A 14524-nucleotide genomic window follows, 5' to 3' on the forward strand; every position below is an offset into this window, starting at 1 on the left:
AATGCAAACTACCCGTATTATTCCCAGCCGATTGGCCAAACGCGCCCACTACGACGTCGAAACGATTCACCCAATTCTGGACGAAGCGCTCTTCTGTACCGTCAGCTACGTAGCGGACGGGCAGCCGATGGCCATTCCAACGGCTTTCGCCCGGCAGGATGACCAGCTTTACATTCATGGGTCGGTGGGGAGTCACTTCATCCGTCAGATTGAGCAGGGCGGCCCGGTTTGTATTTCGGTTATGCTCTGCGATGGGCTGGTGCTGGCCAAATCGGCGTTCCATCACTCGGTCAATTACCGGTCGGTGGTTATCTTTGGCAGCGCTCGGAAAGTAACCGATGAAACCGAAAAAATGGACGTGCTGGCCCTGATTACGGATCATCTGGTGCCGGGCCGCTGGGCCGATCTCCGCCCTACCACGGACAGCGAGTTGCGCAAAACAACCGTGCTGGCGTTTTCGCTGGCCGAAGCCTCCGCCAAAATCCGCACCGGTGGCCCCAGCGATGACCCCGAAGATGCCGATCTGCCGACATGGTCGGGCGTGGTGCCAATGCAGACCGTCCGGCTGACGCCGGTTGCGCGGGAAAGTGAGGAACGTGTGCTGTTACCCGCGTATTTACGATGAATAGCCATGATGACGATTATCGAATTGACGAATGAGCACCCGCACGACTACAAAACTTTCTTCATGGGCGGGCTTCATGCGTACCGGAGCTGTTTCCGCATCAGTCCCGATGACGAAGCGCGGGAGCCATTCCCAACAACCGGAACAGCCGATAGTTTCACGCTCGGCCTGCTGACTGAGGCCGGTACACTGGCGGGCGTGGTCAGTTTTCAGCGCGAGGGTCAGACGCGGGAGAAGCTGCGCCACAAAGGATTGCTGTTCCGAATGTACGTGTCGACTGAACACGGCGGCAAAGGCTTCGGGCGGCAGTTGCTGAATGATCTCATCCGGCGCGTTCGGGAGAAGACCGACGTCGAGCAGATTAATCTAACTGTTGCTGCCACGAACGAATCGGCCAAACGGCTCTATGAAAGAGCAGGCTTTCGGTCATTCGCGCGGGAGCTAAACGCACTCAAAGACGGTGACTCGTACTATGATGAAGAACAGATGGTATTATTTTTAGACCGATAAACCCCGCTTTTGTATGATTCCATTACCTACTCTTCTGCTGTTCGCCTTGGCGGCCCTGGGACTGGTGCTCAGCCCCGGTCCGAACATGATTTATCTGATTTCGCGCTCCATTACGCAGGGTCGACGGGCTGGTTTGCTGTCGCTGGGCGGTATTCTGGCGGGTTTTTTCGTCCACATATTCTTGGTTTCTTTCGGGTTGACGGCGGTGTTCATGGCTATCCCGCTGGCGTACGAAGCGTTGCGCTGGCTGGGTATCGGTTATTTGCTTTATCTGGCCTGGGAAGCGATAAAACCCGGTAGCGTGTCGCCGTTTGAGACGCGGAATCTGCCCCACGACGGGGACGCTAAGTTGTTCAGGATGGGTTTTCTGACCAATGTGCTGAACCCCAAAGTAGCGGTGTTTTACGTGTCGTTCTTCCCGCAGTTTACCGATCCTGCCTACGGCTCACTGCTGATTCAGAATCTCCAGTTGGGATTCACGCAACTGACCGTTGCCACCATTGGCGACTTGTTGATTGTGCTGCTGGCCGCTCGGGTCGCCCGGTGGTTTGGGGCAAGGCCGACGTTTATCCGGGTGCAGAAACGGGTCATGGCTGGGATTCTGACCGGATTAGCCGTGCGGATGGCGCTTGATAAAGGAAAATAAACAAATGAGTATCACCCTGCGACCGTACACGCCCAACGACGCCGAGCCGCTGCTAACTGTTTTCCGAAAGAATGTACCTGTGGCCTTTGCAGCGGTCGAGGTTGACGAGTACGCCCGTTTCTTACCGCAGAACAACGATCCTTATTTTGTAGCCGAGCACAAAGGGCAGGTGGTGGGCGCGTGTGGTTACTACCTGATCCAGGATGCTTCTGTGGCGCGGATTTGCTGGATTTTAGCCGACCCTGACTTGAGGGGTCTGGGCGTTGGCAGCGCTCTATTGCGGCACGTTCTGGACCAGATTCTGACGCATCCGGCTGTTGCGGTCATCGAGTGTCAGACGTCGCGGGTAGCGTACCAATTCTTCGAGAAGTTCGGCTTTGTGTTAAGCAACACGGAGCCAAATCACTGGGCACCCGGCCTTGATTTGTATTTTATGACGCTACAGCGTTGATTTTGAATATCCACACAAGTCTTCCAGAACGACTTCACCGCAAATCAGGTTTTACGAATGAAAAGTAAACCATCGTAAATACCCTATGAATTTACTCAGCACTCAAATTGGTCGACTGCGAATTTTGGCCTTTGTCGAAGGCGTTTCGTTCCTGATTCTGCTTTTTGTGACGATGCCGCTGAAATACGGTTTCGGAATGCCTGGTCCCAATAAAGTATTTGGTATGGTACACGGACTGCTGTTCGTGTTGTACGTGCTGGCCGTGATTCAGGCGAAGATCGAGCAGGACTGGTCAGTGAAAAAGATGTTGTTGGCCCTGTTAGCGTCGATTGTCCCGTTTGGCACGTTCTGGGCCGACGTGAAACTGTTCCGGAGCGCAGAAGCCCGGTAAAAGAAGTGTTTGGGTGTGTAGGCGTATGCGGTTCATGTACACTAACACACTTAAACACCCACACACCTTTCTCACGAATTCGCTTCGGCCTGGAAAACCAGCACCGGCAGATTGGCCAGCACCACCATCCGGCCGGTGAGGCTGGGGTTCAGTAAGCCCGACAGAAAGTCCCGCTCCCGGGTGGTCATCACGAGCAGATCGGCCGGATTGTCGCTCAAATACGTTTCGATACCACCGCTCACCGTGCGTGCGTCAACCGTATCGACCGGCAGCGGATCGGAACCATACACCGTCTGCAACTGGCCGATCATCGTGTCGTCGTCGGTGAGGTTCGGCTGGTTTTCGGCCCGGACGTGTAGCACCCGCAACGTTGCCCCGAAAGTCCGGGCCATGTCGAGAGCCTGCTTAAACCCGTCCTGCTGATCGAACTCCAGTGGCGTTGTGAACACAATGGTTTGGACCTGCGGTTGGGTTGCCGTTTCAGACTCGCCCGCTGGTACAACCAACACCGGACAGTTGGCTCCCCGTGCGACGCCCGTCGCTACCGTTCCTGCAATCCGGTCAAAGAAGTTGTTCAGGTGGCTGCGTCCAGTAATAATCAGATCGGCATTATGCTCCTGGGCTGCCGACAGAATGGCGTCTTTCAGCGCACCCCGGCGCAGGTCGGTCTGGCAGGTGAGTCCCTCGGCCCGGAGTTGATCGGCCAGCGTTGTCAACTGGTCGAGGCTGGTAGATTCTGTATCCATAGGTACACCCACGCCCATACCCAATTCTCCCGCAACGGGCAATGTCGCATCGGGAAGGGCCACTTGCTGTACGTGAACCAGCACCAGCGTTGCCTTATAGTGACGAGCGAACAGCTGCGCCCAGCTAAGCGCATTGGTGGTTGATTCGGTGAAGTCGGCGGAGAAGAGAATCGTTTGCATCGTATGGAGTGAAGGAATGTGTCCTGTCGTAAGCAAAAACAACAGGCTAACCTACCCGGACAGCCTGTTGTCTGTTTGTTATCATTTTAGTGAGTATGGTATAGGGGTTTATGCGTGTTTCGCATACGCATATACTCAAACACTTATAAACTCACACACTCAAAAATGTCACTTTGGGGTGTGGTAAATCAGCACTGGTACGTCCGATTTTTCGACCAATGCACTGGTTCGGTTGGGATGAAGCAGATTGTCTAAGAAACCCGAATGCGGGTACAACTGCATCACGATCAGGTCGGCCGCTACATTGTCTAATTTATCGTCGGTCAGTACCACCAAATCGGCGTCGAAGGCTTCCACCAACGAATCGGTTTGGGCGGATACGTCGCTTTGGGTCGTGCGGGATTGCATGGCGTAGGCAATGGTTCGCACCTGCGCCGGAATGGCAATGGCATCAGTATGCGTTGGTACCACCAGCACTGGACAAATGGCTTCGGCGGCAACATCGGTGACGGCACTACCCGCCAGCCGGTCAAAAAACGTACTTAGGTCAGAGCGGCCCATCACGATCAGATCAGCTCTACCGGCGCGGGCCACCTCCAGAATCTCCTCTTCGGCTGAGCCAATGCGCCAATCGGTCTGGACCGACAGCCCCTGCTCCTGTAGTTCGGCCGCGAGTTCGGTTAGGCGCTGTCGGCTGATGATTTCTATTTCCTGCGAGGCCGCAATGCCCAAACCCGGATCGCCGATGGTTGGCAAGGTCGAGTCGGGAATCATGGGTTGAAACACGTGAAGCAGCGTGATGGTGGCGCCGGTTTTGCGGGCGAACAGCCGCGCCCAGCTCAGGGCAGCCGCGTTGTCGGACGAAAAGTCAGTGGGGAAAAGCAGGTTTGTCATCGGTAAAGGGGTTGTTCGTGGAGGTATGTATGGTGGACCGAACTACAATCACAAACGCACAAACCACGAACAATGTTAGCCTGAAGCCGCTAAGGGCATTGGCTATTTCAGGTTGATGCCCAGCCTGAAGACCGAGAAACCCAGCCAATGGCAGATCGTGCGGGGAGTACAAAACATCCTGAGCAGTCCGGTTTATTATCAGAACGTAACCCGGCTGCAACAGGAATTCCGGCGCTACGATCCCAATGCGCTCAGTGAGCAGTACATCAGCGAAGCGGTTGCTAAGTTTCAGCACCGTCGAACCGTCGCCGTCGAGCCTGAGTAGTTGGGTTGTCAATACGTTTTTTACGGTAGATTTCGCCTAAAACCGGTCAGCGAGTGGTTTCACGCTTCTCCAAAAACAGCCCATGATCGACGGACTGTTTGAAACGCACATTCCGGTTGTCTCACTCGACGCATCCATGCACTTCTACGGGCAGGTGCTTGGTCTGGAACTGGGCCGGTTTTCCTCAAACCGGCGCGTGGCGTTCTACTGGATTGGCCAGCGGGGCAAGGCCATGCTGGGTTTTTGGGAGAAGCCCCGCCATCAGGTCATACCCCAGCACTACGCCTTTCGCTGCTCAATAGAAGCCATTACCGGGAAGTCCGTTCAATTTCTGGAACGCCGGGGGCTTGGCTCATTACAATTTCCTGAAACAGGAAACTGGCGAACCGATGGTGTTCGGCTGGATGCCCGCCGTCTCCATTTACTTCCGCGACCCTGATAACCACGAACTGGAGTTTATTGCGATGCTCCCCGGCCCGCCCAGACCCGATATCGGCGTTGTTTCCTACGCGGACTGGAACGAATTAAGCGGATCAACAGACTAATAGTCACGTTCTTTGGTAACAGGCTGTCGCCTGTAATCGGCCTTGTGAAACAGCGCCCGCCACCGAGCTATGCCCGCTACTAAATAAATCAGGATTAGTACGGTAGTGTCCGTTTGGGGACGGCCGCTGTCCGTAAACGGACAATCTAATTGTGCAGAATACACCTGAATACGCCTATATGGGCCGTTTTGGGTATATCGCGCAAGTTGGCTGAAGATTTGTACGATATAATATAGACTAATGCATTGGGTTATGCGTCGCACGTACTTAGGCGAGTTTGAAGAAGTGGTTTTACTGATGGTCGCCATCCTGGACGGGGACGGTTATGGCGTTACCGTCAGTCAGGCATTAGAAGAACACACCGGTCGGGTAGTCACCCTTGGGACCGTTCATAACACGCTGATTCGACTGGAAGAAAAGGGTTTCGTAACTTCTCAACTGGGCGGGGCCACCGCCGAAAGGGGCGGCCGACGCAAGCGATTGTTCCGTGTGACGGCCTTAGGCAGCCGGGCGTTGCAGGAGATTCAGCAACTGCGTCAGGATCTCTGGCAATTGGTGCCGCCCAACGCGTTACGACTAAGCGGTCTATGAACGCGCCCAACCGAAACGTCGGACCGCCATCCCCACCCGGCTGGGCTAAATGGCTCCTGACCTGGAGCCACCCAGCCGACACGCTGGAAGAAGTTGAAGGCGATTTAGACGAGCTCTATACGTATTGGTACCAACGGGCGGGCAGGACGCAGGCCACCGTACGTTATCTGCTCAACGTTGTATCGGTGCTGCCCCCGTTCGTGCGAAAAAGACAACAGAAACAACAAGACGAGCATCAATCATTACTTCTCAGCCCTGCTATGATTCGCAATTATCTAAAAATCGCCTGGCGGAATCTGATCCGCAACAGAGTCTATTCTGTCATCAACATCGGCGGCCTAACTGTTGGGATGGCCGTGGCCATGCTGATCGGCTTGTGGGTTTGGGATGAACTCTCTTACGATAGATACCACCAGAATCACGACCGCATCGCACGGGTGATGCAACACCAAACCTTCAATGGAACAACCACGACAACGCCAGCGACACCCCTTCCCATGCGGACGGTGTTGCAGAATGAGTATGCCAGTTATTTCGACCGCATCGTATTGTCTTCGTGGACCGATGAGCATATCCTTGCTCATGGTTCCAACAAATTAACCAAACAGGGAAATTGCGTAGAGTCGGACTTTCCGCAGATGTGTTCACTCAGGATGGTCAGCGGCATGCAGAACGGGCTTGACGACCCGACGTCTATCCTGTTGTCGGAGTCGGTAGCGAAGGCGCTGTTTGGCGAAACTGATCCCGTGAGTAAACTCGTTAGGATCGACAATAAGCATTACTTCAAGGTAACGGGCGTTTACGAAGATTTGCCTTATAACACCGAGTTTCGAGACGTATCATTTCTACTCCCCTGGAAATACTTTGTTAAAGAGGAGGAATGGGTCAAACGGTCCGAGACAAATTGGGGAAATAACTCCTTTCAGCTACTGGTCCAGATTACGCCTAACACCAGTTTTGAGCAGGTTACGGCCAAGATTGAGCGAATCAAGGCCCGACACGCCCAAGAGGAAGCTAAGTTTGATCCGAAGGCGTTTCTGCATCCAATGAGCCAATGGCATCTGCGGTCGGAATGGGAAAACGGTGTGTCGGTTCGGGGACGCATTCAATTCGTGTGGTTGTTCGGCATCATTGGGTTGTTTGTGTTGCTCTTGGCGTGCATCAACTTCATGAACCTATCAACGGCCCGTTCCGAGAAACGCGCTAAAGAAGTCGGCATTCGTAAAGCCGTCGGTTCAGTACGTGGTCAACTAATCAGCCAGTTTCTCAGCGAATCGTTGCTGGTAGCCGTCATCGCACTCGTCTTTGCTCTGCTGCTGGTGCAAATTCTCCTGCCACAGTTCAACGAACTTGTCGATAAAAAGACAGTTTTTCCTGGGAGTCGTATGGTGTTTTGGGCATTAAGCTTTGGCTTCACGCTACTTACGGGGCTGGTAGCGGGCAGCTATCCCGCTTTGTACCTGTCGGGCTTCCAGCCGGTCAGGGTGTTGAAAGGTACCTTTCGGGTTGGGCGCTTCGCGGCTCTGCCGCGTAAGGTGCTGGTCGTTACGCAATTTACGGTTTCAGTAACGCTCATTATCGGGACGATTATTGTATTCCAGCAAATTCAGCACGCCAAAAATCGCCCCATCGGTTATGACCGGACCGGGTTGCTTTCGATTCGGATAAACACACCGGACCTGCGTGGGCACTACGACGCTATCCGCTATGACCTGCTGCGAACCGGCGCCGTTTTAGACATAGCCGAATCATCCAGCCCAACCTCAGAAGTATGGAGTAGTGATGCCAGTTTTGACTGGAAGGGCAAAGACCCTAACCAAGTGGGCGATTTCGGCACGGTCGGGGTTACCCATGAATACGGTAAAACAGTCGGCTGGCAGTTCAAACAGGGACGCGATTTTTCACGCAGCTTTTCAACCGATTCGCTCGGCATCGTCGTCAACGAAAGTGCGGCCAAGTTCATGGGCATGAACGAACCCGTTGGGCAATACATCAAGTGGAATGGTCAGAACTACACAATTATTGGTCTGATCAACGACGTGGTGATGGGTTCACCCTTCACGCCCATCCAGCCAACCCTATTTTTGCTGAAGGAAGACTGGGCCTACTTCATTCATATTAAGCTCAAGCCGCAAATGAGTGCCAGCGAAGCGCTCACCCGAATTGAACCCGTTTTCCGGCGGCACAACCCTGGTAGTCCGTTCGACTATAAATTCGCCAGTGACGAATACGACCGCAAGTTTCGCGCGGAGGAGCGCATCGGCCGACTTTCCACCGTCTTTGCGATTCTGGCCATTTTTATCTCATGCTTAGGCTTGTTTGGTCTGGCCTCCTTCGTTGCTGAGCAACGCACTAAGGAAATCGGCGTGCGGAAAGTGCTGGGCGCTTCGGTATTCAATCTATGGCAACTCCTCTCAAAAGACTTTTTGGTACTGGTCCTGATTTCGTTGGTGATTGCTTCTCCAACGGCTTATTACTTCATGAATGACTGGTTGCAACAGTACCAATACCGCTCCGATATTTCCTGGTGGGTATTTGCTGCAGCAGGTGCCGGTGCATTGCTGATTACGCTATTGACGGTCTCGTTCCAGAGCATCAAAGCGGCCCTGATGAATCCGGTTAAGAGTTTACGGAGTGAGTGAGCAAGCTCACTCAAAAATAAGGGAGAGTTGTATTTCTATGTTCAGGTTAGGATCGCGCAGTGTGTCGTCGTAATGGAAAAACTGGTAATGATTAGGGCGGTCGAACACAAAAATGGCTTTTATGCGGGGCTGCACGACCCAGCATGAGGTTACGCCAAAATCAAAATAGATGTTGACTTTATCCACCATTTCATCCAGACTCTGCGATGGCGACTGAATTTCGATGCTTACCAATGGAGCATCGGAGCGTTTAGCAGGGTATTCAGCCGTAAAATCAACGTCAAAGTGGGGGTAAATGACTACATCGGGGGTTGAGCCATTTGGGGGCGTGTTCAATGTCAATTCCGATAGGATTCGATACTGATGACGGTGTTGGCTTTTCAGTTCAAAAATAAGGTTTGACTGAATAACAGCGTGCGTCGTGTTTGGCATAGGTTTTCCGCGTTCGCGCTCGTAGTCTGACAGGAGTTCGGTGGCTGTTTCCATCATGCAAGAGATTTTTCCAAAGATAACCAAAAAACGCCATGCCATCTCCCTCTCGAAACCGCATTAACGACCCGCCCCGCTGGGTCGTCGGCTTACTCCGGTGGCTGCATCCGCCCGACACGCTCGAAGAAGTTGAAGGCGACTTAACCGAACTCTACGGGTACTGGCATCCACGCGGTCGGAATGCCGCATCACCAACGGGTCGGGCGGGCAGGACGCAGGCCACCCTGCGTTATCTGCTCAACGTCGTATCGGTGCTGCCCCCGTTCGTGCGCCGACGTCAACGAAAACAAGATTATTATCAACAACCGTCAATTGTCTCGTCTATTATGCTCCGCAACTATCTGAAAATCGCCTGGCGTAATCTTGCTAAGAACAAAGGGTACTCGTTCATCAATATTTCGGGGCTTGCGGTGGGTATGGCCGTTGCCATGCTCATTGGCCTGTGGATTTACGATGAGTTATCGGTTAATAAATACCATCAGAACTATGCCCGTATTGCGCAGGTGCTGAGGAATCGGACGGTCAATGGTGAAACTGATACCAAATTGAACGTGCCAATTCCATTAGCCAATAGTTTGCGAACTGACTTTGGTGATGTTTTCAAGCATGTCGTATTGGCGTGGTGGACCACTGGGCACACGCTTTCCCTAAACAACCAGGTATTCTCCAAAAACGGAAAGTTTATGACGCCGGGAGCACCCCATATGCTGTCGTTGACCATGCTGAAGGGAAGTCGGAATGGGCTCAGAGAGCCAGCTTCGATCTTACTGTCTGAGTCGGTAGCCAGGGCCTTGTTCGGCGACGCAAATCCTCTGCACAAGACCTTGACGATTGACAATACCATGACAGTCAACGTGACGGGCGTTTATGAAGATATACCCGCCGGAAACAGCCTGGCCGATGTTCAATTCATTGCGCCCTGGGACCTGTATGCAGCGTCGACCGGCTGGGTCAATGACTCTAAAAATGACTGGACCCAAACCTCGTTCGAGATTTTTGTAGAACTCACTCCGCAGGTTACGGCGGAACAGGGATCCGCCAAAATCAAAAATCTGCTCGCTGACAAAAGCCGGACAAACCCTGCTCTGAAACCCGAACTCGTACTTCACCCAATGTCCCGCTGGCATTTATACTCCGAGTGGGAAAACGGGGTAAATACAGGCGGTCGGATTCAGTTTGTGTGGCTGTTTGGCATCATCGGCGGGTTTGTTCTCCTGCTGGCCTGTATCAACTTTATGAACCTCTCGACCGCCCGCTCCATCAATCGGGCGAAGGAAGTTGGCATTCGAAAAGTGATTGGTTCACGGCGTAGCGAGTTGATTGCTCAGTTTTTTGGCGAGTCGCTGCTGGTTGTGATGGTGGCGTATGCCATCGCACTGTTCGTTGTCTTCCTAACGGTTCCTGTCTTCAACCAAGTGGCCGACAAACAGATGGCTATTCCCTGGGCGAATCCCATTTTCTGGATGCTGGGGTTGTGTTTTGCCCTCTTGACGAGCCTCATTGCTGGTAGCTATCCTGCGCTTTACCTGTCGTCGTTCCGGCCCGTTGCCGTGTTGAAAGGGTCGCTACGGTTTGGGACTGGCAACCGCATTGTCACGCCCCGACGGGTTTTAGTAGTTCTCCAGTTTACCGTATCCATCGCGCTGATTATCGGTACCCTTGTCGTTTACCGGCAGATCCAACATGCTAAGAATCGCCCAATTGGCTACCACCGGGAAGGACTAATCTCCCTGCTGCTGAACGTACCGAATTATGAGCAGCACCGGGAGACGGTTCGGACGGAATTGCTGAAAACGGGGGCTGTGCTTGAAGTTGGCGAGTCGGCAAGTCCACTGACCGAAGTGCGCTCGACCAACGGTGGATTTGACTGGGCGGGTAAAAACCCGGCTCTTCAAGTCAATCTCGCAACGATCAGCATAACCCATGAGTTTGGTAAAACCGTTGGCTGGCAGTTTAAAAAAGGACGTGATTTCTCCCGGCAGTTGGCATCTGATTCGCTGGGGCTGATCCTGAACGAATCGGCCGTGGCGTTTATGGGCCTGCGGGACGTGATTGGCCAAACCGTAACCTGGACGGGTACCAACTTCAGGGTCAGCTTTCACGTAATCGGAGTGATTCGGGATATGGTTATGGATTCACCCTATGAACCAGTAAAGCCTTCCGTCTTTTTTATTTCGCAACAGTCTGGCAAATTTCTAACGATTCGGCTCAACCCTCAGCGTAGTGCCGACGCGTCGCTGAAGGTAATTGGTGACGTACTAAAAGAACACCTCCCCGAAGCACCGTTCAACTACACCTTTGTCGATGACGAATATGACCAAAAGTTTCGGAGCGAAGAGCGCATCGGACAGTTGGCCAGCATCTTTGCCGGACTGGCCATCTTTATCTCGTGCCTGGGTCTGTTCGGGCTGGCTTCGTTCGTCGCCGAGCAGCGTACTAAAGAGATTGGCGTTCGCAAAGTACTGGGGGCGAGTGTGCTGAACCTGTGGGGGTTGCTATCCAAAGATTTCGTGGTGTTGGTGGTGATTGCCTTCTTTATGGCTGCGCCCGTGGCGTACTATTTTCTTTCCGGCTGGCTTCAAACATACGACTACCGCACGGAGATTTCGTGGTGGATTTTTGCCGCGTCGGGCGCGGGTGCGTTGATGATTACGCTGCTGACGGTGAGTTTCCAGAGCATCAAAGCCGCCCTGATGAATCCAATCAAGAGTTTACGGAGCGAATGAAACGACCCGTTCAACCACCCCGTTACGACCGGTCCAACCCGTCGCCACCCCGCTGGGCACACCGGCTGCTGGCCCAATTTCACCCCGACGAAACCCTCGAAGAAGTCGAAGGTGATTTGGATGAGCTTTACGGGTACTGGTATCACAGGGCGGGTAAGGCGCAGGCCACCCTGCGCTACGTGCTGAGTGTGGTCTCGGTGCTACCGCCGTTTGTGCGCCGACGTCAACGAAAACAAGATTATTATCAACAACCGTCAATTGTCTCGTCTGTTATGCTCCGCAACTATTTCAAAATCGCTTTCCGAACCCTTCGTCGGAACCGGCTCTATACCGCCCTCAACGTGGCCGGTCTAACCTTCGGCATCACTTGTTTTTTGCTGATTGGGTTATACCTGTTCGATGAGCTGACGTTTGACCAGCAACACAGCAAAACGAACCGGATTTACCGGGCCATTCAGCATAAGAAGACACCCACCGAAGACCTGACCATTGCGGCATCGAGCTACAAAGTCGCCGAAGAATCGAAGAAACGGATCGGCGAAATTGAAAACTCGGCGCGGATTACTCGAACCGGAAGAGCCAACATATCAAATCCTGCAACCAAAAATGCATTTCAGGAGACGATCACCTTTGGTACGCCTGGGCTGTTGGAACTGTTTGATTTTGAAGTAATTGATGGTGATAGCAAGTCGGCCCTGAACGGACCGAATTCCATCATTATCGTTGAAGAATTGGCACAACGACTGTTCAACAGCACGGATGTGGTTGGCAAAACCGTCGATTTTGAATTAGATAAACCGCTGAAGATAACGGCTGTCCTGAAAAACCATCCCCGCAATTCAAGTTTCGATTTCAAGGCGGTCGTTTCAGAAGCAACCATCAGCAGCGATGACGAATTTAAGGAATGGATAGCTGACTGGGATTCTCAGAGTTTCATGACGTTTTTTCTGCTGAAAGAAAAAGCCCATCCCGAAATAGCCGCTCAAAACATCACGAAGCTGCTTAATGCCAACGTAAAATGGGATGTTGGCCATTCGATCAATTATAGCCTGCAACCGTTGGCGGATATTCATCTGCACTCCGAAGACATTGTTGATGGGGCCAGAAATTCCAACGTGGAAGCCATGAGCCAGGGCGGGGCGCTTTACATCAAAATTTTTGCCATTGTTGCCCTGTTTGTGCTATTCATTGCCTGCATTAATTACATGAATCTGGCAACGGCCCGGGCGTCTAACCGGTCGAAAGAAATTGGCGTTCGCAAGGCCAGTGGAGCATTTCAGGGGCAGCTTATCTATCAGTTTCTGACCGAATCGCTGGTCGTAACCACGATCTCGTTCCTGCTGGCCGTCGTGCTGGTCAATGTCCTGCTACCGACCTTCAATGAATTTACCCATAAAGGACTCTCGCTCGGTATTCACAGCGATTACCGAATTTGGCTGTATGTCCTGCTGACTCTGGTTATCACGGGTTTAGCATCGGGCAGTTACCCGGCGTTTTTACTGTCGGGCTTTAGTCCGCTTTTGTTACTGAAACATGGTAAACTTCAGAATAAGAGTGGTTTGACGTTACGAAAAGGGCTGGTTGTTTTTCAGTTCACCATTTCGGTCGTGATGATCATTGCCACCATCGTGTTTTTCCAGCAAATCCGGTTCGCGAACAACAAGAACCTGGGGTTCAACAAAGAGTTATTGCTGGTCGTGGACATCAATAGTGGTGAAATACGCAGCGGAGCCGAAACCGTAAAAACCGAGTTCAGCAAAATCCCGACGGTCAGACAGGTAGCCGCAACGTCGCGGGTGCCGGGTGAATGGAAAACAATTCCGACGGTTAAAATCAGGCCCCAGGGCAACACCAACGAGCCTAAAATTGCTTATCTGATTGCCGCCGACGAGAATTTCGCCCGGACCTTTGACGTACAGCTTTTGCAGGGCCGGACCTTTGCCGACCGGACCGATTCTACGTCGATTTTGCTCAACGAAACGGCGGCTAATATGCTCAACATCAAGGAAGCATCGGGGCAATTGGTCGAAATACCAGCACGGGCAATGGGTGGCAGCTACCAGCCCGTCGGCCCGGACAATCAGCCGTTCCGGGCGCGGGTTATTGGCGTTGTAAAGGACTTCCATTTTCAATCGTTGCGCGAGAAAATTGCCCCGATGGTACTGGTCTATCAGAAGAACCCGGTGCATTCGATTGATTATTTCACCGCCCGAATCGAAGGCAAGGACATTCCGGCAACGCTGGCTAAGATGAATGCCATTCTAACCAAAATTGACCCGACGCATCAGCTCGAATACCATTTTCTGGATGAGCAATTAGCTCGTTTCTACGCTGAGGATCAACGCCGGGAAATCCTGCTGATCTGGGTCGCGCTGGCCACCATTTTCATTGCCTGCCTGGGGCTTTTCGGCCTGGCGACGTATGCTGCCGAACAACGGATCAAGGAAATTGGCGTACGGAAAGTATTGGGGGCAAACGTGCTTAATCTCACGGCTTTACTATCAAAAGATTTCCTGAAACTGGTGCTGATTGCCAATGGCCTTGCCTTCCCACTCGCCTGGTGGGCTACCAGTCAATGGCTGAACGAGTTTGCGTACCACATTGAGGTAGAGTGGTGGGTGTTTGTCGTTTCGGGCATTTTAGCCGTTGCCATAGCTTTAGCCACCGTCAGCTACCAGGCCATCAAAGCCGCTTTGATGAACCCGGTGAAGAGTTTGCGGAGTGAGTAACTATGTTTACGCAGCATAAAAATGGAAGGGCACC

The 14524-nt window shown here is 52.7% G+C and carries 14 protein-coding genes; 11 read left to right on the forward strand and 3 right to left on the reverse strand.

Annotated features, from left to right (window positions below):
• Nucleotide 1 precedes the first annotated feature (1 nt).
• The 5 genes from ACYVHB_RS18550 (at nucleotide 2) to ACYVHB_RS18570 (ending at nucleotide 2623) form a co-directional block, all read left to right on the forward strand.
• Nucleotides 2-625: a pyridoxamine 5'-phosphate oxidase family protein gene (locus tag ACYVHB_RS18550; protein WP_461053272.1), complete on the forward strand. Its 624-nt coding sequence runs from the start codon at nucleotides 2-4 to the stop codon at nucleotides 623-625.
• Nucleotides 626-631: 6 nt separating this feature from the next.
• A complete protein-coding gene (locus ACYVHB_RS18555; RefSeq protein ID WP_461053273.1) occupies nucleotides 632-1135 on the forward strand; it encodes a GNAT family N-acetyltransferase in 504 nt (167 codons plus the stop codon).
• A 13-nt stretch (nucleotides 1136-1148) separates the two neighbouring features.
• Complete coding sequence (locus ACYVHB_RS18560) at nucleotides 1149-1781, forward strand: LysE family translocator (protein ID WP_461053274.1); 633 nt, start codon at nucleotides 1149-1151, stop codon at nucleotides 1779-1781.
• Nucleotides 1782-1785: 4 nt separating this feature from the next.
• Nucleotides 1786-2232, forward strand: coding sequence for a GNAT family N-acetyltransferase (locus ACYVHB_RS18565; protein ID WP_461053275.1), 447 nt, complete (start codon nucleotides 1786-1788; stop codon nucleotides 2230-2232).
• Nucleotides 2233-2317: 85 nt separating this feature from the next.
• Nucleotides 2318-2623, forward strand: a complete 306-nt coding sequence (locus ACYVHB_RS18570; protein WP_461053276.1) for a DUF3817 domain-containing protein — start codon at nucleotides 2318-2320, stop codon at nucleotides 2621-2623.
• A 71-nt stretch (nucleotides 2624-2694) separates the two neighbouring features.
• On the opposite strand, the gene ACYVHB_RS18575 is transcribed toward ACYVHB_RS18570, so the two are convergent.
• Nucleotides 2695-3549, reverse strand: coding sequence for a universal stress protein (locus ACYVHB_RS18575; protein ID WP_461053277.1), 855 nt, complete (start codon nucleotides 3547-3549; stop codon nucleotides 2695-2697).
• A gap of 168 nt (nucleotides 3550-3717) precedes the next feature.
• Complete coding sequence (locus ACYVHB_RS18580; protein ID WP_461053278.1) at nucleotides 3718-4443, reverse strand: universal stress protein; 726 nt, start codon at nucleotides 4441-4443, stop codon at nucleotides 3718-3720.
• A gap of 115 nt (nucleotides 4444-4558) precedes the next feature.
• Between ACYVHB_RS18580 and ACYVHB_RS18585 the strand changes: the two genes are divergently transcribed.
• The 4 genes from ACYVHB_RS18585 to ACYVHB_RS18600 all read left to right on the forward strand — a co-directional run bounded on the left by ACYVHB_RS18585 (nucleotide 4559) and on the right by ACYVHB_RS18600 (nucleotide 8546).
• Nucleotides 4559-4768: a hypothetical protein gene (locus ACYVHB_RS18585; RefSeq protein WP_461053279.1), complete on the forward strand. Its 210-nt coding sequence runs from the start codon at nucleotides 4559-4561 to the stop codon at nucleotides 4766-4768.
• 82 nt (nucleotides 4769-4850) lie between these two features.
• On the forward strand, nucleotides 4851-5207 hold the full coding sequence (locus ACYVHB_RS18590; protein WP_461053280.1) for a VOC family protein: 357 nt from the start codon (nucleotides 4851-4853) through the stop codon (nucleotides 5205-5207).
• 358 nt (nucleotides 5208-5565) lie between these two features.
• Entirely contained in the window at nucleotides 5566-5904 is a 339-nt protein-coding gene (locus ACYVHB_RS18595; protein ID WP_461053281.1) for a PadR family transcriptional regulator, read from the forward strand.
• Nucleotides 5901-8546, forward strand: coding sequence for an ABC transporter permease (locus ACYVHB_RS18600; protein ID WP_461053282.1), 2646 nt, complete (start codon nucleotides 5901-5903; stop codon nucleotides 8544-8546). The genes ACYVHB_RS18595 and ACYVHB_RS18600 overlap by 4 nt, the downstream gene beginning before the upstream one ends.
• Nucleotides 8547-8552: 6 nt before the next feature.
• Here the strand turns inward: ACYVHB_RS18600 and ACYVHB_RS18605 are convergent, their stop codons facing one another.
• Nucleotides 8553-9035, reverse strand: a complete 483-nt coding sequence (locus ACYVHB_RS18605; RefSeq protein WP_461053283.1) for a Uma2 family endonuclease — start codon at nucleotides 9033-9035, stop codon at nucleotides 8553-8555.
• A gap of 35 nt (nucleotides 9036-9070) precedes the next feature.
• On the opposite strand from ACYVHB_RS18605, the gene ACYVHB_RS18610 reads away from it, so the two are divergent.
• Together ACYVHB_RS18610 and ACYVHB_RS18615 are read left to right on the forward strand one after the other, a co-directional pair.
• A complete protein-coding gene (locus ACYVHB_RS18610; protein ID WP_461053284.1) occupies nucleotides 9071-11761 on the forward strand; it encodes an ABC transporter permease in 2691 nt (896 codons plus the stop codon).
• Nucleotides 11758-14490 (forward strand): ABC transporter permease, encoded by a 2733-nt coding sequence (locus tag ACYVHB_RS18615; protein ID WP_461053285.1) that lies wholly within the window; start codon nucleotides 11758-11760, stop codon nucleotides 14488-14490. Before ACYVHB_RS18610 ends, ACYVHB_RS18615 begins: the two co-directional genes overlap by 4 nt.
• The last annotated feature ends 34 nt before the right edge of the window (nucleotides 14491-14524 follow it).

It is taken from the genome of Spirosoma arcticum (genome assembly GCF_054779955.1).

Coding starts and splice junctions, on each gene's coding strand:
- ACYVHB_RS18550 (WP_461053272.1), top strand. CDS start 2: ATGCAAACTACCCGTATTATTCCCAGCCGATTGGCCAAACGCGCCCAC.
- ACYVHB_RS18555 (WP_461053273.1), top strand. CDS start 632: ATGATGACGATTATCGAATTGACGAATGAGCACCCGCACGACTACAAA.
- ACYVHB_RS18560 (WP_461053274.1), top strand. CDS start 1,149: ATGATTCCATTACCTACTCTTCTGCTGTTCGCCTTGGCGGCCCTGGGA.
- ACYVHB_RS18565 (WP_461053275.1), top strand. CDS start 1,786: ATGAGTATCACCCTGCGACCGTACACGCCCAACGACGCCGAGCCGCTG.
- ACYVHB_RS18570 (WP_461053276.1), top strand. CDS start 2,318: ATGAATTTACTCAGCACTCAAATTGGTCGACTGCGAATTTTGGCCTTT.
- ACYVHB_RS18575 (WP_461053277.1), bottom strand. CDS start 3,549: ATGCAAACGATTCTCTTCTCCGCCGACTTCACCGAATCAACCACCAAT.
- ACYVHB_RS18580 (WP_461053278.1), bottom strand. CDS start 4,443: ATGACAAACCTGCTTTTCCCCACTGACTTTTCGTCCGACAACGCGGCT.
- ACYVHB_RS18585 (WP_461053279.1), top strand. CDS start 4,559: ATGCCCAGCCTGAAGACCGAGAAACCCAGCCAATGGCAGATCGTGCGG.
- ACYVHB_RS18590 (WP_461053280.1), top strand. CDS start 4,851: ATGATCGACGGACTGTTTGAAACGCACATTCCGGTTGTCTCACTCGAC.
- ACYVHB_RS18595 (WP_461053281.1), top strand. CDS start 5,566: ATGCGTCGCACGTACTTAGGCGAGTTTGAAGAAGTGGTTTTACTGATG.
- ACYVHB_RS18600 (WP_461053282.1), top strand. CDS start 5,901: ATGAACGCGCCCAACCGAAACGTCGGACCGCCATCCCCACCCGGCTGG.
- ACYVHB_RS18605 (WP_461053283.1), bottom strand. CDS start 9,035: ATGATGGAAACAGCCACCGAACTCCTGTCAGACTACGAGCGCGAACGC.
- ACYVHB_RS18610 (WP_461053284.1), top strand. CDS start 9,071: ATGCCATCTCCCTCTCGAAACCGCATTAACGACCCGCCCCGCTGGGTC.
- ACYVHB_RS18615 (WP_461053285.1), top strand. CDS start 11,758: ATGAAACGACCCGTTCAACCACCCCGTTACGACCGGTCCAACCCGTCG.